Annotated in this window: 19 protein-coding genes; 10 read left to right on the forward strand and 9 right to left on the reverse strand. The window is 59.1% G+C overall.

The window, feature by feature from the left end:
* Positions 1-70: 70 nt before the first annotated feature.
* A complete protein-coding gene (locus AB4O11_RS27110) occupies positions 71-1,417 on the forward strand; it encodes an MFS transporter (RefSeq protein WP_186624143.1) in 1,347 nt (448 codons plus the stop codon).
* A 39-nt stretch (positions 1,418-1,456) separates the two neighbouring features.
* Positions 1,457-2,800, forward strand: a complete 1,344-nt coding sequence (gene gudD / locus AB4O11_RS27115) for a glucarate dehydratase (RefSeq protein ID WP_122597342.1) — start codon at positions 1,457-1,459, stop codon at positions 2,798-2,800.
* Between the two features lie 124 nt (positions 2,801-2,924).
* On the opposite strand, the gene AB4O11_RS27120 is transcribed toward gudD, so the two are convergent.
* Positions 2,925-3,797 (reverse strand): LysR family transcriptional regulator, encoded by an 873-nt coding sequence (locus tag AB4O11_RS27120; protein WP_093433987.1) that lies wholly within the window; start codon positions 3,795-3,797, stop codon positions 2,925-2,927.
* Positions 3,798-3,957: 160 nt separating this feature from the next.
* Here AB4O11_RS27120 and ampC point away from each other — a divergent pair, with 160 nt between their 5' ends.
* Positions 3,958-5,124: a class C beta-lactamase gene (gene ampC / locus AB4O11_RS27125; protein ID WP_460129394.1), complete on the forward strand. Its 1,167-nt coding sequence runs from the start codon at positions 3,958-3,960 to the stop codon at positions 5,122-5,124.
* Between the two features lie 63 nt (positions 5,125-5,187).
* On the opposite strand, the gene AB4O11_RS27130 is transcribed toward ampC, so the two are convergent.
* A complete protein-coding gene (locus AB4O11_RS27130) occupies positions 5,188-5,454 on the reverse strand; it encodes a hypothetical protein (protein ID WP_194935582.1) in 267 nt (88 codons plus the stop codon).
* Positions 5,455-5,470: 16 nt separating this feature from the next.
* Positions 5,471-5,761: a DUF6124 family protein gene (locus AB4O11_RS27135; protein ID WP_460129396.1), complete on the reverse strand. Its 291-nt coding sequence runs from the start codon at positions 5,759-5,761 to the stop codon at positions 5,471-5,473.
* 507 nt (positions 5,762-6,268) lie between these two features.
* On the opposite strand from AB4O11_RS27135, the gene AB4O11_RS27140 reads away from it, so the two are divergent.
* Positions 6,269-7,402: an AAA family ATPase gene (locus AB4O11_RS27140; protein ID WP_460129398.1), complete on the forward strand. Its 1,134-nt coding sequence runs from the start codon at positions 6,269-6,271 to the stop codon at positions 7,400-7,402.
* A gap of 155 nt (positions 7,403-7,557) precedes the next feature.
* Here the strand turns inward: AB4O11_RS27140 and AB4O11_RS27145 are convergent, their stop codons facing one another.
* Positions 7,558-8,121, reverse strand: coding sequence for a DUF4174 domain-containing protein (locus AB4O11_RS27145; RefSeq protein WP_460129400.1), 564 nt, complete (start codon positions 8,119-8,121; stop codon positions 7,558-7,560).
* A gap of 208 nt (positions 8,122-8,329) precedes the next feature.
* On the opposite strand from AB4O11_RS27145, the gene AB4O11_RS27150 reads away from it, so the two are divergent.
* Entirely contained in the window at positions 8,330-8,794 is a 465-nt protein-coding gene (locus AB4O11_RS27150; protein ID WP_460129402.1) for a GNAT family N-acetyltransferase, read from the forward strand.
* A 111-nt stretch (positions 8,795-8,905) separates the two neighbouring features.
* Here the strand turns inward: AB4O11_RS27150 and AB4O11_RS27155 are convergent, their stop codons facing one another.
* The 3 genes from AB4O11_RS27155 to AB4O11_RS27165 all read right to left on the reverse strand — a co-directional run bounded on the left by AB4O11_RS27155 (position 8,906) and on the right by AB4O11_RS27165 (position 12,083).
* Positions 8,906-9,691 (reverse strand): sulfite exporter TauE/SafE family protein, encoded by a 786-nt coding sequence (locus AB4O11_RS27155; protein WP_034154648.1) that lies wholly within the window; start codon positions 9,689-9,691, stop codon positions 8,906-8,908.
* 231 nt (positions 9,692-9,922) lie between these two features.
* Complete coding sequence (locus AB4O11_RS27160; RefSeq protein ID WP_460129404.1) at positions 9,923-11,137, reverse strand: MFS transporter; 1,215 nt, start codon at positions 11,135-11,137, stop codon at positions 9,923-9,925.
* A 196-nt stretch (positions 11,138-11,333) separates the two neighbouring features.
* Positions 11,334-12,083 (reverse strand): hypothetical protein, encoded by a 750-nt coding sequence (locus tag AB4O11_RS27165; RefSeq protein ID WP_099756712.1) that lies wholly within the window; start codon positions 12,081-12,083, stop codon positions 11,334-11,336.
* A 278-nt stretch (positions 12,084-12,361) separates the two neighbouring features.
* Between AB4O11_RS27165 and AB4O11_RS27170 the strand changes: the two genes are divergently transcribed.
* The 3 genes from AB4O11_RS27170 to AB4O11_RS27180 all read left to right on the forward strand — a co-directional run bounded on the left by AB4O11_RS27170 (position 12,362) and on the right by AB4O11_RS27180 (position 15,012).
* Positions 12,362-13,510, forward strand: a complete 1,149-nt coding sequence (locus AB4O11_RS27170) for an aldose epimerase family protein (RefSeq protein WP_460129407.1) — start codon at positions 12,362-12,364, stop codon at positions 13,508-13,510.
* A 184-nt stretch (positions 13,511-13,694) separates the two neighbouring features.
* On the forward strand, positions 13,695-14,516 hold the full coding sequence (locus tag AB4O11_RS27175; RefSeq protein ID WP_460091515.1) for an aldo/keto reductase: 822 nt from the start codon (positions 13,695-13,697) through the stop codon (positions 14,514-14,516).
* 25 nt (positions 14,517-14,541) lie between these two features.
* Positions 14,542-15,012, forward strand: coding sequence for a DUF1810 domain-containing protein (locus AB4O11_RS27180; RefSeq protein ID WP_460091517.1), 471 nt, complete (start codon positions 14,542-14,544; stop codon positions 15,010-15,012).
* On the opposite strand, the gene AB4O11_RS27185 is transcribed toward AB4O11_RS27180, so the two are convergent.
* Positions 14,977-17,337: a DNA polymerase II gene (locus AB4O11_RS27185; protein ID WP_460129410.1), complete on the reverse strand. Its 2,361-nt coding sequence runs from the start codon at positions 17,335-17,337 to the stop codon at positions 14,977-14,979. The two genes, AB4O11_RS27180 and AB4O11_RS27185, sit on opposite strands and share 36 nt — an antisense overlap.
* Positions 17,338-17,535: 198 nt before the next feature.
* On the opposite strand from AB4O11_RS27185, the gene AB4O11_RS27190 reads away from it, so the two are divergent.
* Positions 17,536-17,976 carry a CBS domain-containing protein gene (locus AB4O11_RS27190; protein WP_460129412.1) on the forward strand — a complete coding sequence of 147 codons (441 nt, stop codon included), beginning with the start codon at positions 17,536-17,538 and terminating at the stop codon, positions 17,974-17,976.
* Positions 17,977-18,103: 127 nt separating this feature from the next.
* Here AB4O11_RS27190 and AB4O11_RS27195 read toward each other — a convergent pair whose 3' ends face one another.
* Complete coding sequence (locus tag AB4O11_RS27195) at positions 18,104-18,727, reverse strand: glutathione S-transferase (protein ID WP_093433937.1); 624 nt, start codon at positions 18,725-18,727, stop codon at positions 18,104-18,106.
* Between the two features lie 1,113 nt (positions 18,728-19,840).
* Here AB4O11_RS27195 and AB4O11_RS27200 point away from each other — a divergent pair.
* Complete coding sequence (locus AB4O11_RS27200) at positions 19,841-20,665, forward strand: energy transducer TonB (RefSeq protein ID WP_460129414.1); 825 nt, start codon at positions 19,841-19,843, stop codon at positions 20,663-20,665.
* Positions 20,666-20,681: the final 16 nt, after the last annotated feature.

Consider the following 20,681-nt stretch of genomic DNA (forward strand, 5'->3'; position numbering starts at 1 on the left):
TGTATGATGTCTAGCAACAACGCAGCACCTGCCCTACCCCGCATAAAAATAATCAGTGGGAGAAAACCAAGTGAAAACCTCCGTCTCCGGGATGAACGAGGGCGTCGATTCGACACTCGCGTCGGCCATCTCGAAAGTGAAACGCCACGTCCTGCCGCTTTTCGTGATCATGTTCATCGTCAATTACATTGACCGAGTGAACATCGGTTTCGTCCGCACTCACATGGAACATGACCTCGGTATTGGTGCCGCCGCTTATGGCTTCGGCGCCGGCCTGTTCTTCATCGGTTACGCGCTGTTCGAAGTCCCCTCCAACATGCTGCTGCAGAAAGTCGGTGCACGCATCTGGCTGACCCGCATCATGTTCACCTGGGGCCTGGTCGCCGCCGGCATGGCCTTCATCCAGAACGAAACCCACTTCTATGTACTGCGCTTTTTGCTCGGCGTGGCCGAGGCCGGGTTCTTTCCCGGGGTGATCTACTACTTCACCCGCTGGCTGCCCGGTGCCGAACGCGGCAAGGCGATTGCGATCTTCCTCAGCGGCTCCGCCGTGGCCTCGTTGATCTCCGGCCCGTTGTCCGGTCTGCTCCTGCAAATCAACGGGTTGGGCATGCACGGCTGGCAATGGATGTACTTCATTGAAGGGATGTTTTCCGTGTGCCTGTGCGTGTTCGTCTGGTTCTGGCTCGACGCCAAACCCCACGACGCGAAATGGCTGACCCGCGCCGAACAGGATGCATTGGTCAACGCCATCGATGCTGAACAGAAGGCCCGCGAAGCCGCGACGCCGATCCGGCCATCGATGGGCAAACTGCTCAAGGACCGCCAGATCATCCTGTTCTGCCTGATCTACTTCTTCATTCAGTTGACCATTTACGCGGCAACCTTCTGGCTGCCGAGCATCATCAAGAAAATGGGCGAGATGAGCGACTTCCAGGTCGGCCTGTTCAACTCGATTCCGTGGTTGCTGTCGATCATCGGCATGTACGCCTTCGCCTCGTTCTCGGCCAAGTGGAAACACCAACAGGCGTGGGTCGCCACCGCCCTGTTGATCGCCGCTGCGGGGATGTTCATGTCCACCACCGGCGGGCCGATCTTCGCTTTCGTCGCGATCTGTTTTGCCGCGCTGGGGTTCAAATCCGCCTCATCGCTGTTCTGGCCGATTCCGCAGGCGTACCTGGATGCGCGCATCGCCGCAGCGGTGATCGCACTGATCAACTCGGTGGGCAACCTTGGCGGCTTCGTCGCGCCAACCACGTTCGGCCTGCTCGAAGAACACACCGGCTCGATTCAGGGCGGCCTCTATGGGCTGGCCGCGACCTCGATCATCGCCGCGATCATCGTCTTCTTCGCGCGCACCACACCGAAACCTGCTGCCGACATCGCCGTGGTCGAGACCGCGCCGAAACACGCCTGACGTCCATTGTTAAAGATTGCGTATTAAAAGGATAAGAACATGACCGCACACGACACCGCCAAAGCCCCGATCATCACCGACATGCAAGTCATCCCGGTGGCTGGCCACGACGGCATGCTGCTCAATCTGAGCGGCGCCCACGGGCCGTTTTTCACCCGCAATATCGTCATCCTCAAGGACAACGCCGGCCACACCGGCGTCGGTGAAGTACCCGGTGGCGAGCGCATTCGCCAGACCCTGGAAGACGCGCGCAGCCTGGTGGTCGGCAGCCCGATCGGCACGTATCAGAAGATCCTCAATCAAGTGCGCCAGACCTTCGCCGACCGCGATGCCGGTGGCCGTGGCCTGCAGACTTTTGACCTGCGCATCACCATTCACGCGGTCACCGGTCTTGAAGCCGCCCTGCTCGATCTGCTCGGTCAGCATCTCGATGTACCGGTGGCGGCGCTGCTCGGCGAAGGTCAGCAACGCGATGAAGTGAAGATGCTCGGTTATCTTTTTTACGTCGGTGATCAGCGCGAAACCGACCTCGCCTACCGCAGCGAACCGGACGCCGACAACGACTGGTTCCGCGTGCGTCACGAGAAGGCCATGACTGCCGAAGCCGTGGTGCGCCTCGCCGAAGCGGCCCACGCGAAATACGGTTTCAAGGACTTCAAACTCAAGGGCGGCGTGCTCAGTGGCGATGCCGAAATCGAAGCGGTCACAGCGCTGGCCGAACGCTTTCCTGATGCGCGCATCACCCTCGATCCGAACGGCGCGTGGTCACTGAAAGAAGCCATTCGCTTGTGCCGCGATCAGCATCAGGTGCTCGCCTACGCCGAAGACCCGTGCGGTGCGGAAAACGGTTATTCCGGTCGAGAGGTGATGGCCGAGTTTCGTCGTGCCACGGGGCTGAAAACCGCCACCAACATGATCGCCACTGACTGGCGCGAAATGGGTCATGCGATTCAGTTGCAGTCGGTGGACATTCCCCTGGCTGACCCGCATTTCTGGACCATGCAAGGTTCGGTGCGCGTGGCGCAGATGTGCCATGAATGGGGGCTGACCTGGGGCTCGCATTCCAACAACCACTTCGATATCTCGCTGGCGATGTTCACCCATGTCGCTGCCGCCGCACCGGGCGAGATCACCGCGATCGACACCCACTGGATCTGGCAGGACGGCCAGCGGTTGACCAAGGCGCCGCTGCAAATCGTCGATGGTCTGGTGCAGGTGCCGAAAAAACCGGGGCTGGGTGTCGAGCTGGACATGGACCAGGTGGCCAAGGCTCATGAGCTATATAAAGGCATGGGCCTCGGCGCGCGGGATGACAGCGTGGCGATGCAGTTTCTGATTCCGGGGTGGAAGTTCGATAACAAGCGGCCGTGTCTGGTGCGCTAACCTGATCTCCAATCCACCACTGCCCCTGTGGGAGCGAGCTTGCTCGCGAATGCGGTGTGTCATAAACAGTAATGTTGACTGACCTGCCCCTTTCGCGAGCAAGCTCGCTCCCACAGGGTTTACGCTAGACGGAAGCCTGTAACAGCCACTCCTTGAACGCTGTCATCGCCGCCGTTTCGGGACGCGACTGCAACCGCGTCAACCAGTAACTCCCCGTCGTAATCTCAATCGCAAACGGCTGACAAATCGCCTCCGCCGCCAGTTGCCGGGCGAACATCATTGGTGGCGCCAACGCCACCCCACTGCCTTGCAACGCAGCCTCCATCATCGCCAGCGACGAATCGAACACGATGCTCTGCGGCGGAGCAGCCTGGGTCGCCAAACCGGCAGCCTGAAACCACTCCGGCCATTCATCGGTGCGATAGGAACGCAGCAGCGTTTGTTGCAGCAAATCCCCCGGCGATTGCAATTGCCGAGCGATCTCCGGCACGCACAACACCGACAGCGGCGCATCGAGCAAACGCGTCGCCTCAATGCCATGCCACGCCCCGGCACCGAAGCGAATGGCGTAATCCAAACCCTCAGCGGCGACATCCACGCGATTGTTGTTGGTCGACAGCCGCAAATCTATGAGCGGATGTTTCGTCCGGAAGTCCGCCAGCCTCGGCAACAACCAACCCACGGCGAACGTACCCACCGCGCCAACGGTCAACATTTCGCGGTACTGTCCGCCAGCGAGGCGTTCCAGAATCTGCGCGATGTGATCGAACGAGGTGCTCAGCACCGGCAGCAAGGTTTCACCCTCACTGGTCAGCATCAGCCCACGGGGCAGGCGTTTGAACAGGGTGACGTTGAGTTGCGCCTCGAGGCTTTTCACCTGATGGCTGACCGCCGCTTGCGTGACGCACAGTTCCACGGCGGCGCGAGTGAAACTCAAATGACGCGCGGACGCTTCAAAGGCACGCAGTGCATTGAGTGGCAATTGCGGTCGAATCATGCCTAGTCCCAAGTTTTTCTAATGGCTCGTGCGAGTTTTCGTCGTTTGTCGATTGGCGCCGCGCTGACTAAATTGGCGGCGCTGATCGGTCGCCCAACGAAGAAATCGCCCGCAGTGTAGCGGGATAACGTCATCAACACTCATGGAGAGTGGTTCATTCATGTCATCCATTCAATCGAGCAAAGTCATTTCCTGCGCCGCTTTCGGTCTGCTCTTCGGCACCAGTGCCTGCTTCGCCGCCGTGCCCGACGATGCGCAACTGTCAGCGCTGGTCAACGCAGCGGTAACGCCGGTGATGCAGCAACAGAACGTTCCCGGCCTGACCGTAGCGCTGACCGTTAACGGCAAGGCGCATTACTTTAACTACGGCGTCGCCAGTAAAGACACCGGGCAGAAAGTCAGCGAAAACACCCTGTTCGAAATCGGCTCGGTGAGCAAAACCTTCACCGCCACCCTCGCCGGTTACGCCCTGGCGACGGGCAAACTCGACCTGTCGACCAAGGCCAGTCAGCTCTGGCCTGAGCTGAAAGGCAGCGCCTTCGACAACATCAGCGTGCTGCAATTGGGCACCTACAGTGCCGGCGGTTTGCCGCTGCAATTCCCGGACAGTGCGGATTCGTCTGACAAGATGCTCGGCTATTTCCAACAGTGGAAACCGGTTTATCCGGCAGGCAGTCATCGCCAGTATTCAAATCCAAGCCTGGGCCTGTTCGGTTATCTGGCCGCTCAAAGCCTCGGCCAGCCGTTTGATCAGGCGATGACCCAAACCCTGCTGCCTAAACTCGGTTTGCAGCACACCTACCTCAGCGTGCCGGCCGCGCAAATGGACCTGTATGCGCAGGGCTATGACAAGAACGGCAAACCGGTGCGCGTCACCCCCGGCGCCCTGGATTCGCAGGCCTACGGGGTGAAAACCAGCGCGGTGGACATGCTGCGTTACGTGCAGGCCAACCTGAAACCTGAAGCGCTGGAAGCCTCCCTGCAAAAAACCATCGCCAACACCCACACCGGGTACTACACGGTAGGCGATATGACTCAAGGTTTGGGTTGGGAGATGTACCGTTATCCGATCAGTCTCGAGCATTTGCTCGCCGGCAACTCGACGGAAATGGCCATGGAGGCGCACAAGGTGCAGTGGCTGAACCCGCCGCAACCGCAGCCGCATGGCGTGCTGATCAATAAGACCGGCTCTACCGGTGGTTTCGGGACTTACGTGGCGTTTGTACCGAGCAAGGATGTTGGCATCGTGATCATGGCCAACAAGAACTTCCCGATTCCTGAGCGGGTGAAGATCGCCCATAAGATTCTCAGTGCTGTCGCCGATTAAAAGTTTCGCGTCAGGCAATAAAAATGGGCGACCTTTCGAGGTCGCCCTTTTTCGTTTCAGCCTTTAAAGCTGCGCCTGCAACTTCCAGCCGATGACATCCATCAAGTCGCAACTGTCCCGCAACGGGATCGCCATCACCCGTGCGAAATCCTGCAGCAGCAAGGCGTCGTGGCCCTTACCGTCACCGAGCGCCAGTGTCTCCATCAATTGCGTCACACAGCGCAAACGGTAAGCCGCTGTGCCGTGCAGCACATCCACCGGTGCTTCGCTGTCGATCAACAGACTGGGAATCTTGCAGTCGATCCCGGTAATCGGAATGTATCGCGCCATGTTTGAACCTCCCTGTTCAATGTTGCGTCGCCGCCGGTGGATCGAGATTGTCCAGCGCACGGTTGACCAGCAACTCGCCGAGTACGGCCAACTGCTGAATCGACAAGGCGAGGCTACGCGGCGAACCTTGCAGTTCAGCGGCCAGATCAGTGGTCAGGACGTTCAATGAAGCGAGGGTTTCGCAAGCGTGGCAGAGCAGCGTGGGCGTATCGATATCGGGGAGGATGGTGAAGAGGTGGCTGATGGGATCGGGGTGATGCGGATTGCGTAAGCGGGGGTTGTTGGCGTCGAAGGACCCAGGATCCATGGGGGATTCGGGGGGCTTGGAGTGTGTTTTTTCATTAGTAAATCCTCGGGACATTCAAAGAAAAAACTGCCGAACTCACTTCCACGAGAGGGTGGCAGCTTTGCGCAGGGGTGGAAGTCCGGGGAAACCCGAGGAACCCGGTGCACTCGAGAGTGCTCCTGCGCATCGCTGCCATAAGCAAACAATGTTGGCATAAAAACCACCAACATGTGTTTAAAGGCGCAACGCGCTCTCGGGAATCACCGGACTTCCACATCCGACCACTGTGTTTTGCAGCGGCCCAAGAAGACTATCCCTCCTCTCCCAACCCCACCAGTTCACCACCGCCGCCGCGACTTGCAGGAAAAATCCACGAGACCCGAAGGAGCTTTGTGTAAGACATTTCGGCCGGCACATGCTGCAACGACTTTGTATTAGCGAATGAATTTGTTGTATCTACACTGCATCGAGTCAATCTCTGGACGAGGATGGCGTCGGGCAAAAAACAGTCATTCGAAGGGCGCAGTGATGGAAATCAAAAGTTTGAAACTTGCGGATGTCGGACACTTTGGCGACATGGATATTCAGTTTGCCCCTACCCCAACACACCGTTCGAACATCACGGTGCTGGTGGGAAACAACGGCAGCGGAAAAACCACCATTCTCAAATCCCTGAATATTTGTCTGAGCTGGCTGATCGCAAAAATTCGCTCCAATAAAGGCAATGGCAAATACCTTGTCGATGAAGATATTCGCAACGGCGCCTCAGGAGCTGTCCTCTCGATTGGCATCACCGACGTTTCACATCCGCGCGCAGCTGAGAGTGGTGCGGGTTCCGAAAACGAATTGTTCGTATGGGGCGCTGCCCGAAGTCGCCAAGAAGGTGCTGTTTCGGGCCGTGGATATTTAAACGAAGTCAGACTGCTTGCAGACCACTACCGCACTCAACTCACCGCCGACGATAGTGCCTCACTCCCGCTGATCGCTTATTACCCGGCCGAACGTTGCGTTTTAGAAGTCCCGCTGAAAATCAGCGGCAAACAAGCCTTCGATCAACTCGACGGCTACGACACCAGTTTTCACGGGGGTGCCGATTTTGGCAGTTTTTTCGAATGGTTCCGCGAACGCGAAGACAGCGAAAACGAAGACGGGATTTCCGATACCGCACTGGCCGAAATCGCGGAAAAATTCGGTACTGACAGCGACGCCTGGAAAACGCTGGCCAATGTGAAAGCCTCCACTCGCGATCGCCAACTGACTGCCGTTCGTTCGGCCCTCACCGCGTTCATGCCGGATTTCACTAACCTGCGCGTGCAACGCAAACCGCACTTGCATATGGCTATCGACAAGCATGGCGCGACATTCAATGTCACTCAGCTCTCCCTTGGCGAAAAGTCGATGATTGCGTTGGTGGGTGACATGGCCAGGCGTCTGGCGATGATGAATCCATCGATGGACAACCCGCTGCACGGCGATGGCATTGTTCTGATCGACGATGTGGAATTGCGCATGGATCCGCAATGGCAGCTCGGTCTGATAACGCAATTAAGCACGACCTTTCCCAATTGCCAGTTCGTGCTGACCACGCATTCTCCACTGGTCGTAGGTGATACCAAAGGTGTGCTGGTTTACCTGCTTGATGAGGGCGATAGCCGTGGGTAGACAGGTTGCAGTGAGGGCTTCGGTGTCCGCAAATATGTAGGAGTGAGCCTGCTCGCGATAGCGGTGTATCAGTCAACGCTGATGGTGACTGATACACCGCTATCGCGAGCAGGCTCACTCCTACAGGGGACGCGTTTTATTCAGTTACAGCGCGATCAATCATCCGGCATTTCCGGCGGCTTGCTCGGTCTCGCAGGCTTGGTCGGCTTCGCGTTCTTCGCGCCTTTGGCAGGTTCCGGCGTAGCAGCAACTGGCGCCTGAGCCGCAGCGGCTGCTTCCTTCTCAGCCATCGGCATGGCATCGATGGTGTCAAAGATCTTCTTCAAATCCACCGACTTCGATTCGTCCCCGGAGCTTTCCAGTTTCTTCTCGCCATCCTTGCCCACCAAAATCACTTTGGGTAACTCGCCGGCGCCAAGTTTCAATGCGCGGATCAGTGCCATGGTGTCTTGCTGGCCCATGTCCTTGCCGTCTAGCTGGCCGGACATGCTGAGGATGGTGTAGACCTTGATGTTGCGGTCGGTGACGCCCTTTTTGTTGGCGGGATCCTCCAGCGACTTTTTAAGGCCTACCCACACGGGGTCGACCGTGCTTTGTGCGATCACGATCAGCGGTCGGGCGCGGCCCATATCTCCGGCAATGGGCGAATCGTTGTCAGCGGCGAACAAGGGGCCGGCAATCGCCAGCAAGAGTGTCAGGGTCAATGACCTGATGAGCATGCGCATCTCCTTTTGATATCCACGCTCTAATGATTGCGCATCGTGGCGATTGTTCCGGGACAACCCGGCAAATATCTTCCGCCTAGTCAGAAGCTTAGGACAGGCGCGACATTGCGCAACATATCCGAGGTGATCGCAACGCGGATTTGATTACCTTTTATGACCGCATTAGGGTGGCGGTTCTGCCAATGGAATGGAGTTCCCCCCTATGCACATCGATTACCTGTGCGATCACCCCGAATTGATCAAAGAACTGGCCACGCTCAACTTCGAGGAGTGGGGCGAGTTTCGTCCCGGGCAAACCGTCGAGGACCGTATCGAACACATGCGCGAATCCTGCGGCAAAGGCGCAGTGCCCAGCGTGGTGGTGGCGCTTGAGGGTTCACGTTTGCTGGGCGGCGCGCTGCTGATCGAAAGCGATCTGAAGCTGCGACCGAACCTGACGCCGTGGCTGGCAGGCGTTTATGTGAAGGCTGAGGAACGCGGTCGCGGGATTGCTTCGCAACTGGTCAATCGAGTGGTTGCAGAAGCGGCGGCGCTGGGTGTGCCTGAGTTGTATCTGTACACCGACACGTCGCAGTCGCTGTATGCGCGGCTGGGTTGGGAAGTGGTTGAAGAGCTGGTGTACGACGGTTTGCCGGTGACGGTGATGAAATACGCCATCCGCCGGTAAGAACCCCCGTAGGAGCTGCCGCAGGCTGCGATCTTTTGATCTTTAAAAACAACATCAAGAGATCGCAGCCTGCGGCAACTCCTACATGAGACCGTATTTGGCGGGGCCGGATCAGAACGCCAGTTTGTAGCCGATCAGCACCAGCATCGTCGCCAGGCACGGGCGCAGCACTTCATCGGAGATGCGTCCGGTCAGATGGCTGCCGAGCCAGATGCCCGGCAACGAGCCGACCAGCAAGAAGCCCAGCACACCCCAATCCATATTGCCCATGCTCGCGTGGCCGAGGCCTGCAACCAGGGTCAGCGGCACGGCGTGGGCGATTTCTGTGCCGACCAGACGGCGGGTCGGCAGTAGCGGATAGAGGATGAACAGCGCAACGGTGCCCAGGGCGCCCGCGCCGATCGAGGTCAGGGCGACCATGGTGCCGAGAATCAGACCGGTGATCACAGTCATCACGTTCAGGCGCGAACCGCTCGGGTTGTAGTTGCCGCCGGCGCGTTTGTGGGCGAAGTCGAGCAAGCGTTTCTTGAAGAAGATCGCCAGCGCCGTGGCGAACAGGACGAAGCCCAGCGCCTGCTTGATGATGGCGTTCATCGCGTCCGGCGCGGTGTGCAGGGTGCTGAGGAACCACAAGGTCATGGCCACCGCCGGCACACTGCCGAGGGTCAGCCAACCGGTGATGGCCCAGTCGATGTTCTTGTTTTTGCGATGGACGAGGACGCCACTGGATTTGGTAATGGCGGCGTACAGCAGGTCAGTGCCCACCGCCGTTGCCGGGTTGATGCCGAACCACAGCAGGATCGGCGTCATCAACGAACCACCGCCGACACCGGTCATGCCGACAATAAAACCCACCACCAGCCCGGCAATCACCAGGCCGAAATTTGCCAATTCCATTAAACCGTCCAGAAAAACGACAGGAAAAATCTGGCCCGCAGCATAGCGATTTTTCTTATAACCACATATATCGATGCGGTCTATCGTTATGCCATATCGAGCTCACCACAATTATCCCTGTGGGAGCGAGCTTGCTCGCGAAGGCGTTGTGTCAGTCGACAGGTAAATTGAATGACCCACCGCTTTCGCGAGCAAGCTCGCTCCCACAGGGTGAAGCGGTGCTTTCCAGAGTTAATGCACCCTTCGACCCGGTTTGAAGCTGTGGTGTTTGTTGACCCACACCGTGGCCAGCGCGATCAGCGACAAAATCAGCAACGCCCACGGAAACGACATCGCCCCGGCCCGATCGAGCAACAAGCCACCAAACAACCCGCCCCCGGCGATCGCCACGTTCCAAGAGGTTGTGAGCATCGCCTGCACCACGTCGACGTGATCACCGGCCGAGTCCGCCGCCGAGGTCAGCAGCAACGTGGCCGAGCCACCAAACGACAGGCCCCACACCGCCATGCAGGCATAAATGATCAGCGGTGACGGCGCTGCCACTGCCAACACCAGCGCGGTCAGCGCAAACACCGCGAGGCTGATCAACGTCAGCCAGCGCAGCCAGCGATCCACCAGCAGACCGATGATCCAGATCCCGCCCAGCGAACACAGGCCAAACACCAACAACACCAGATCAACCCTGTCAGCTAGTCCGGCCTGCATCAGAAACGGCGCGATGTAGGTGTAGAGAATGTTGTGTCCGAGCATCCACGTCAGCACCACGAACAACACCGGTCGCACACCCGGCAGGCGCAGCGATTCGAGCAGCGGCAGACGCTCGTCACTGGCCTGCCCCGGACGATCCGGCACCGCGATCACGATCCACGCGGCCAGCACCAGAGCCAGCGCCGACATGATCCCGAACGACGCACGCCAGCCGATCAGATTGCCCAGCCACGTCCCCGCCGGCGTGCCCAGTGAAAGCGCCACCGGGGTGCCAAGCATGGCAATCGCCAGTGCTCGACCCTGTTGATGCACCGGCACAATGCCGCGCGCATACCCGGCCATGATCCCCCACGACAGCCCCGCCGCCATCCCGGCGAGAAACCGCGAAGCCAAGGTCAGACCGTAATGGCTGGAAAACGTGGTGACGGTGTTGAATATCAGAAACCCGCCGACCGTCATCAATAAAACCCGGCGCCGAGGCCAGCCGCGTGTGGCGACGGTCAGCGGAATCGCGGCGACGATCGAGCCGAGTGCATACAGCGTCACCAGTTGCCCGGCCAACACTTCGCTGACGTTGAGCCCGGCACCGATTTGCGGCAGCAGTCCGGCAGGCAGGGTCTCGGTGAGAATGGCGATGAAGCCGGTCATGGCGAACGCCAGCAACGCGGCATAGGGCAGTTTGTCCGCACGGGCGGTGCGGTCGACGCGGCTGAAATCGGCGCTGGCGGGGTCGGTCATGACGGGTGCGGCTCCATTTTGATCAATAGCGGTGACGGATTGTATACAAAAACAACCTTCACTATTCGATCAATGTGGGAGCGAGCCTGCTCGCGAATGCGCTCTTTCAGGCACTGAAGTGTTGATTGATCCACCGCGTTCGCGAGCAGGCTCGCTTCCACATTGGATCTCTGCACTCCCCAGGTTCTCGTGGAACTCACTGCACCGGCAGGAAATTCAGGAAGAGCAGACTTTGCGCGTAGTTGAGGCCGATCCGCCGGTAACGCTCATCAAGCATCTGCGTGATCAGATCCAGTCGCGCAACGATTTTGCCGAACTCGGTGGCGAAGCTCAGGTTGCTGCCCTCCTCCGAGATCTCATTGGAAAACAGCAGCGGCTGCCCTTCCTTGTTCTGCCGCTGGGACAAAATCCACGTGGCTTTTTCGATATTGCGTGCAGCGTTGTGAACGAACGTCGGGTTGATCGCATCGGTCATGTAGAACTCAGTGCGATTGCCATGAGCGGTGACCAGCATGCTGCCGATGGCATAGATGAACGCGCCGACACGGTCGCCGAGAAACTCCGGACTCATCGCATAGCTGAGCGCCGCCAGATCTTTTCGACCGCCAAGCACCGGCAACGGCTGTTGCTGCTCCACGGCCATCCGCACCTGCTTCACAGCGGCATGGATGTTGAGAAACCCTGACTTGCGCAGCTCGTCCGGGTTGCGCAGGTACAGCTTGGCTTGCAAGCGATAGAGGCTGCTGAGGTTGTCGCGCATCGCCAACGTGGCCATGCGGTCGACGCTGGTCTGCAGGAACTCCTGCGGCTGCCCTTCACGCATCTGATTGAAGAAGCCGTTGCCGTCCTGGTGACTGCAACCACTGAACAGCAGCGACGACAAACAGGCCAGCAACAGGCACGGGCGGCGGAAAAAAGCAGCGATCAGGGCAAAAGCTCTCGGCATGAAATCTCGAACAGGCACATTCCTGTGCGGCGGGAGTCACCGCATCCTGGCCATGGATAGAGCCGCCGATTGCGAAAAAGTGCAGTGCACCGAATGCCCGGTCGTCCTTGCACCTACTACGACCTGCAATTTAGTCTGTCTTTATTGTTGAAATAAACGATTAATCAGCTATAAATTTTCACTTGCTGAGTATTTAGTATGACTACTTTGTTTTTTCGGTGATCAACATACCGATAGAACGCCGCTTTCGAAAACAACAACAAAAAGGAAGGTCAACCATGCTTCAATCCCGTCACCTGCTCTCCGGCCTCGGACTGTCCCTGATGATCGCCACCCTTTCCGCCAACGCGGCCGGCCTCAGCGCCGAACACAAAGCTTTCGGCAAAACCAATGACGGCACGCCCGTCGAGCAATACATCCTGCGCAACAGCCACGGCATGCAAGCCACCGTCATCACCTACGGCGCGACCCTGCAATCGCTGAAAGTCGCCGACAAGCACGGCAAGTTCGACGACGTCGTGCTCGGCTTCGATGATGTCCGGGGTTACCAGAAAGGCACCGCCTACTTCGGCGCAACCATCGGCCGCTTCGGCAATCGCCTCGCCGAAGGTGCCTTCGAACTCGACGGCAAGCGCTATCAAGTGCCGCAGAACGACAAGACCAACGCGCTGCACGGCGGCCCACAGGGCTTCGACAAGAAAGTCTGGAAAGCCCAGGAAACCAAGGACAAGGATTCCGTCGGCGTGACCCTGACCTATCTGTCGGCGGACGGCGAAATGGGTTTCCCCGGCAACCTCACTACTGAGGTGACCTATCGCCTCACCGACAACAACGAACTGCGCATCGACTACAAGGCCAGCACCGACAAACCGACCGTGCTCAACCTGACCAACCACAGCTATTTCAACCTCGCCGGCGCTGGCAATGGCGACATCCTCAAACAGGTCGCCACCCTGCACGCCAGCCATTACACCCCGGTCACCGCCAAACTGATCCCGACCGGCGAACTGGCGCCCGTGGCCGGCACACCGATGGACTTCAGCAAACCGACGGCGATTGGCACGCACATCAAGGCTGATCATCCGCAGCTGAAATTCGCTGAGCCGAAACAGGGTGGGTTTGACTTCAACTGGGCGCTGGATACCAAGGGTGATATCGGCAAAGTTGCGACTGAGGTGAGTGATCCGCAGTCCGGTCGTGTTCTGCAGTTGTTCACCACGGAACCGGGTGTGCAGTTCTATACCAGCAACTTCCTCGACGGTACGGTCAAGGGCAAGGGTGGCAAGGTGTATCCGCACTGGGGCGCGTTTACCCTGGAGACTCAACACTATCCGGATTCACCGAATCAGCCGGACTTCCCGAGTACTCGGCTTGATCCGGGGCAGGCTTACAGCCACAGCGTGGTGTTGAAGTTCTCCGCAAAATAACTCGCCCCGCCGTACCTGATCGTTCCCACGCGCAGCAAAGGAATGCCTCAAGGGACGCTCCGCGTTCCAGCTCGCGAAGGGACGCGGAGCGTCCCGGGCTGCATTCCCACGCAGAGCGTGGGAACGATCTGGTCTATCCTGCTGCCCACTAAAAGGTATCGACACATTCAGCAAGGAGGTTTGCATGCGTACCCTCGAACTGGCCGGCGTCCAGGTTCCGATCATTGGCCAGGGCACCTGGCGCATGGGCGAAGACCGCTCGGCGCACAAGCGTGAAGTGGCAGCACTGCGCAGCGGTATCGAGCTGGGCATGACCCTGATCGACAGCGCCGAAATGTACGCCGAGGGCGGCGCCGAAAGCGTGGTTGGCGAAGCCATTGCCGGCCTGCGCGATCAGGTGTTTCTGGTGAGCAAGGTCTACCCGCACAACGCCAGCCGCAAGGGCATCCCGCAAGCTTGCGAGCGCAGCCTGCGCCGGCTCGACACCGATTACATCGACCTCTATCTGTTGCACTGGCGCGGCCAGTATCCGCTGGAAGAAACCGTCGAGGCCTTCGAACGCCTGCGCGAGGACGGCAAGATCGGCCGTTGGGGCGTGTCGAATTTCGATGTCGACGATCTCGAAGAACTCTCCAGTTCCGCCTGCGCGACCAATCAGGTGCTGTACAACCTGGAAGAGCGCGGTATCGAATTCGATCTGCTGCCGTGGTGCCAACACCAGCGCCTGCCGCTGATGGCCTACTGTCCGATCGGCCAGGGCGGCGCGATGCTGGCTGAACCGCTGCTGAATGAGATTGCCGCTCGTCATGGTGTAACCCCCGCACAGGTTTCGCTGGCGTGGATTCTGCGTCAGGATGGTGTGATTGCGATTCCCAAGGCTGTGCGACCGGAACACGTGCAACTCAATGCACAAGCCGCGCAACTGCAACTGGAGGCCGGGGATCTGGCGGCGCTGGACCAGGCGTTTCAAGCGCCACAACGCAAGCAGCGGCTGGCCATGGTTTGAGCCAGCGGCTGGCGAGGGCTTCGCGATGAGAAGCACTGATCAGTACGACCCGTTCAACCTGCAACGTTTTGTCCAGGCTCAGGACCCGGTGTTCGAGCGCGTGCAACGCGAGCTCGATGAGGGCCGCAAGCGCAGCCACTGGATGTGGTTTGTCTTCCCGCAGTTCGCCGGCCTGGGCGGCAGTGAAATGTCCCGGCGCTACGCCATCGGTTCAGCCGAGGAAGCCCGGGCCTATCTGTCCCACGAGCTGCTCGGCGCCCGACTACGCACCTGCACGCAGCTTGTGCTTAATGTGCCACAGCGCTCGATCGCGGAGATTTTCGGCCATCCCGATGACCTGAAATTTCATTCCTCGATGACCCTGTTCGCTCAATTTGCCGCTGAAGACAGCGTGTTCAATCAGGCGCTGGAGCGCTACTTCCACGGCATTCTCGATGAATGGACGCTGCAGTTGCTCGACTCAAAACAGACCCAGTTGCCCCCCGATCAGGGTTGAGAAATCGTCGTCGACAAACGGCAGAATCGCATCCGCCACCGGTTGTAGTTGCCGGGTGATGTAGTGGTCGTAGTCGATGGCGGCGCGGCGCACTTCCAAAGGCTCCGGGCCGGCCAGGGTGATGACGTAACTGATCCAGCCGCCGTTCTGGTATTGCCGTGGGCGCCCGTGCTGCGCGTTGTAGTCGTCGGCCAGCCGCGCCGCACGCACATGCGGCGGTACGTTGCGTTCGTAATCGTCGAGGGTGCGGCGCAGGCGCTTGCGGTAAACCAGTCGATCATCGAATTCGCCCGCTAGGGTTTTGCGCACATAGTCGCGCACGTAATCCTGATAGGGCTTGCGCTGGAAAATCCGCTCGTAGAGTTCCTGCTGAAATTGCCGGGCCAGCAGCGACCAGTCGGTACGCACGGTTTCCAGGCCTTTGTAGACCATTTCATCGCTGCCGTCGGCACGGGTGACCAGACCGGCATAACGTTTCTTGCTGCCCTCCTCGGCGCCGCGAATGGTCGGCATCAGGAAACGTTTGTAGTGAATTTCGAATTGCAGTTCGAGGGCGCTTTCCAGGCCATATTCATCACGCACATGCGCGCGCCACCAGTCGTTGACGTGCTTGACCAGCGCATGACCGATGCTGGCCGCTTCTTCCTGCCCGTGCGGACGACGCAGCCAGACGAACGTCGAGTCGGTGTCGCCGTAGATCACCGCGTGGCCCTGCTCTTCGATCAGCTTGCGCGTGCGCAGCATGATTTCGTGACCGCGCAGGGTGATCGATGACGCCAGCCGCGTATCGAAGAAGCGGCAACCACTGGAACCGAGTACGCCGTAGAAGGCGTTCATGATGATTTTCAGCGCTTGCGATAACGGTGCGTTGTGCTCGCGCTTGGCGGTCTCCCGACCTTCGGCCACCCGCGAGACGATCGACGGCAGGCAATGGCGAGTACGCGAGAACCTTGCGCCACGGAAACCCGCCACGGAGTCGGCGTCATCCGGGTGTTGCAGGCCTTCGATCAGGCCCACCGGATCGATCAAAAAGGTGCGGATGATCGACGGATACAGGCTCTTGTAATCGAGCACCAGCACCGACTCATACAGTCCCGGTTGCGAGTCCATGACAAACCCGCCGGGGCTGGCCTGCGGCGGATTGGTGCCGAGGTTCGGCGCAACAAAACCCTGGCGGTGCATCAACGGCATGTACAGATGCGTGAATGCTGCCACCGAGCCGCCACTGCGATCGGCCGGCAGCCCGGTGACGCTGGCACGTTCGAGCAAAAAGGTCAGCAATTCAGTCTTGGCGAAGATCCGCGTGACCAGTTCGCAGTCCTTGAGGTTGTACTTGGCCAGCGCCGGTTTGTCCTCGGCGAACATGCGGTTGATTTCGTCCATTCGTTGGTACGGGTTGTCGATGGACTTGCCTTCGCCGAGCAGGGTCTGGGCGACGTTTTCCAGACTGAACGACGGGAAGCTCCAGGTCGCTGAACGCAGCGACTCGATACCGTCGATGATCAGCCGCCCCGCCGCCGAGGCGAAGTAGTGATTGCGGCTGCCGTGTTCGCGCCATTGCATTTCTTCGCCGCCACGGCCGATCTTCAGCGGCACGCCGAGGCGCCGCGCGTGTTCGTGGAGGATGCGTAGATCGAACTGCACGACGTTCCAGCCAATGATCGCGTCGGGGTCGTGGCGCGCGAACCAGTCATTGAGTTTCTTCAGAATGATGGTGCGCGAGTCGCAGTATTCGAGGTCGAAATCGACGATGCTGTCGTCGCCATTCGGCGCGCCTAGCATGTACACCTGACGCTCGCCACAGCCTTCGAGCGCGATGGAGTACAGCTCGCCGGTTTCGGTAGTCTCGATGTCCAGCGAGACCAGGCGCAGCTTCGGTCGGTAATCCGGGTCAGGTTTGAGCTGGGCGTTGAGCAACACGCCGTCGGCATCGGGCGTGCCGCTGAACTGCACCGGCGCAGTGATGAAGCGCTCCATCAGGTAGCGTTCCGGCGGGCGTACATCGGCTTCGTAGACGTCGACCCCATTGCGGTTGAGCGCGGTTTCCAGGCGCATCAATTGGCCGTGTTGCTGGCAATACAGACCGAGCACCGGGCGATGCTCGAAATCCTGCAGGGTCAGCGGGCGCAGTTCGACATTCTTCTCGCCATGCAGCAGGCGTTCGGCCGCTTCGCGCTGCTCAGCGGGGATAAACGCCACCGACGGCTGATGCGGCAAACGCACACGGCGCGGCCCGGCGTCAGTCGCCAGCCAGAACTCGACTTCGGTGCCGGCCGGGGTATCGCGCCAATGCCGGGTCAGGACGAAGCCCTGCGGTAAATCCACCACTGCAACCTCAGAAATTGAATCAGAGGGGCATTCTACGCGGCATTGCGTGGGATGACCCTGGCGATAAATCGGCGCCAACCACGGAAAAAACCGGCGAATGACGTTTTTTGCGTGTTATCTGCCGCTTTGCCACCTTGCCCTGCGCGCTTGCGTCTACGATGCTTGGAGAACAACGACAACACCTGAGTAACCGCCATGAAGACCGTCGCCCAACTGCTCAAGCTCAAAGATCAGAAAAATCAGGAAGTGCACCAGATCAAGCCTGATCACATGGTGCTCGAAGCGCTGATGAAGATGGCCGAGAAAAACGTCGGCGCCTTGCTGGTGGTCGAAGACGATAAGGTGGTCGGCATCATCAGCGAACGCGATTACGCACGCAAACTGGTGCTGCATGGCCGCTCATCCGTGGGCACGCCGGTGCGCGACATCATGGTGGCGAACGTGATCACCGTCGACACCCACCAAACCGTCGACACCTGCCCGGGCATCATGTCGGACAAACGCCTGCGCCACTTGCCGGTGGTGCAGGACGGCAAGTTGATCGGCTTGCTGTCGATCGGTGACCTGGTCAAGGAAGCCATTGCCGAACAGGCGGAGCTGATCAAGCAGCTGGAGCAGTACATTCGCGGGGAATAATCCTTCAGGATCATCCCCTACCCCTGTGGGAGCGAGCTTGCTCGCGAAGGCGGAGTATCAGTCGACGCTTGTTTTTCTGACCCACCGCTTTCGCGAGCAAGCTCGCTCCCACAGGGTTCTTTAGCGGTCAGGACGGCCAATGCCGGGCAAACACCGGCGCCAGCACCGGATGCCGGTCAATCCGCTGCAACCACGCATAAAACCCCGGTCGCGTCTGGCGCAAATGCTCGCGACTGCCCGCCCAGCGTGTCACCACCGCCGCCAGCACATCCAGCGCCCCCGGCGTTTCGTCATCGAGATACAGCTCGGCGGAAAACTGATCGGCAAACACCTCCCAACTCCAGTGCAAACGCTCGCGCGCGCCGGCGACCAGATTCTGCCGCGAGGCTTCGTCGGGCATCAGCAGCCAGCGCTCCGGATAATCGATGACGCCGATCGCCGCGTAGCAGTTGCTGACGATATAGACCAGGCCGCGAATCGCCTGATCACGATCATTCGCCTTGGCTGGCAGCAGGCCGGACTTGGGAAATGTCAGGCCCAGATGAATCAGGATCGCCGCGCTCTCGGTGATGGCGCTGCCATCGGGCAGTTGCAAGGTCGGTATCTGCTTGAGTGGATTGAGCTGCGCCAACGCCTCGGCAGCTTCGGTGCTGGCCTCGACATCAATGAAACGGTAAGCGATCTGGCACAGTTCCAGCGCCGCTTCGATGGCCGCCGCGCCTGAATTTCTGTGCCCATAGAGCTGGTACATATCCAATCCCCCCGAAAAAGCCATTGCCACAGGGTAGATGGCTGTAGCGTGGATGTAGAAATAATCTGCCTGTGTATCGGCTTTGGCACGGTTTTCCCATGCACTCGCGACTTGCGAATTCAAACCTCGCAAAACAGCGCTGGCGGTGCCCATCCCGCACCAAGAGCATTCATCGAACGCTATCCGCGTTCTTGTAAGGTGCGATACCGAACCAAAAGTTCGCGTATCCGAGCTGGCAACAAGGAGTTCACCGCGTGAATCTTCAAACGCTCTGCCGCATCACAGCCTCTTTGCATTTATCCGTTCGCCGCCGAGTTCATCCGAACAGTCCCGGCTGCCTTCACACTTACTTTATTACCTGACACCTCGACAGCGCACTGCGTTCGCCAATGAGTTATTGGCCGACGGCAGCGTGCTATTTATTTTTTAAATAAGACTCGGACAGTTACTACGCAAACGCAGTGCGCATTGAACGATAGCAGGATTGTCGAACAATAACTTTCAGCGCCACTTCAAGTGCACCAAAACTGCTCCACGGGTTTGAACTATTCAATACTTAAAACAGTGATTTAATTTAACCAACAACAAGGAACATGCCCCGTGAGCCGCTAAAACATTGACCCGCACCAATTCAGTCCGCCGCGCACCAGCAAGTGCCCTGGCCGCAAGCCAAGCCGCCGCTCTATCCCGCCGATCAGCGTGATATGGCGCACAGCCTGACTCGCCTGTGAAAAAGCTCCCTCGACCGGAGTAACGGCAATCTGCGCGCCATGGAAAAACCACGACAAGGGTAAAACTTATATAAATGCGACATGGGTAACACTCATGAAATACGCACTCTACATTTCAGCAATATCTGGCACAGCGGTTGCTATGTGTAACAAGCATGAGACACCGACCGTTGTCTTACGCAATAGAAGAACAACCAGGGAATGGCCAATGAACACTCAAAGTCGATGACGCCAAGCCAGTAAGTTTGCACAAGCCTTGTTAACCGGATAGTTCAACTATCGGCTTCTGCTCACCTTGAAGAAAGTTGCACCCACCCACTCGAACATCTCCTGGATGTTCGGACGGCACCTTATTGCCCTTCATCAACCCGAGGGAGCTTTAATGAACGATGCGGTAAAGCACAGAACCCTGCCGGGGTCGTTGCGGGAAGCGCCAATTCCGCCGCCTCCGGGCAGGCCGGCGTTTAAAGCCAACACTTCGCAACCCGGCGGTCTGAATAAACAGCAGATGCTGTTGCTGGTGGCTGTGTCGGCGCTGATACACGGCGGCGCCTGGTGGTTTCTCCAGCAATCCAAAACAGAGCCATTGCCAACGCCACCGCAGATTCCGGAAATGACCGTCGAGCTGACCAGCCCGACGCCACCGGCACCGCCCACACCGGAACCGCCACCACCGCCTCCTCCGCCACCGCCGCCGGAACCTGGACAACCGGTGGAAGACGAGGACGCGGTCAAGCCGCCGCCGAAACCGGTGGAGAAACCCAAGCCGATCGAAAAACCGAAACCGGTCGAGAAGCCGAAACCGGTGAAAAAGGTCGAGCCACCGAAAGCGCCACCGGCGCCGGCACAACCGGCGGCTCCTGCTGCCCCGGCCACCCCGAGCGCGCCACCGGCTCCTGCCGCCGCGCCGGGTCCGGTCAAGGAGTCGGCAGCGATTTCCGGTCTCGCCAGCCTTGGCAATCCGCCGCCGGAATACCCGTCGCTGGCACTGCGGCGCAACTGGGAAGGCAGCGTGGTGCTACGCATTCAGGTACTCGCCAACGGTCGCGCCGGCACGGTGACGGTGACCAAATCCAGCGGCAAGCCGCAACTGGATGAAGCCGCCGTCGCCGCTGTGAAGAACTGGAAGTTTATTCCGGCCAAACGCGGTGACACGCCGATCGACGGCTTCGCCACCCAGACCATCGATTTCAAATTGCCGCAATAACCGAACGCTCAATCAA

It is taken from the genome of Pseudomonas sp. H1_D05 (assembly GCF_054682705.1).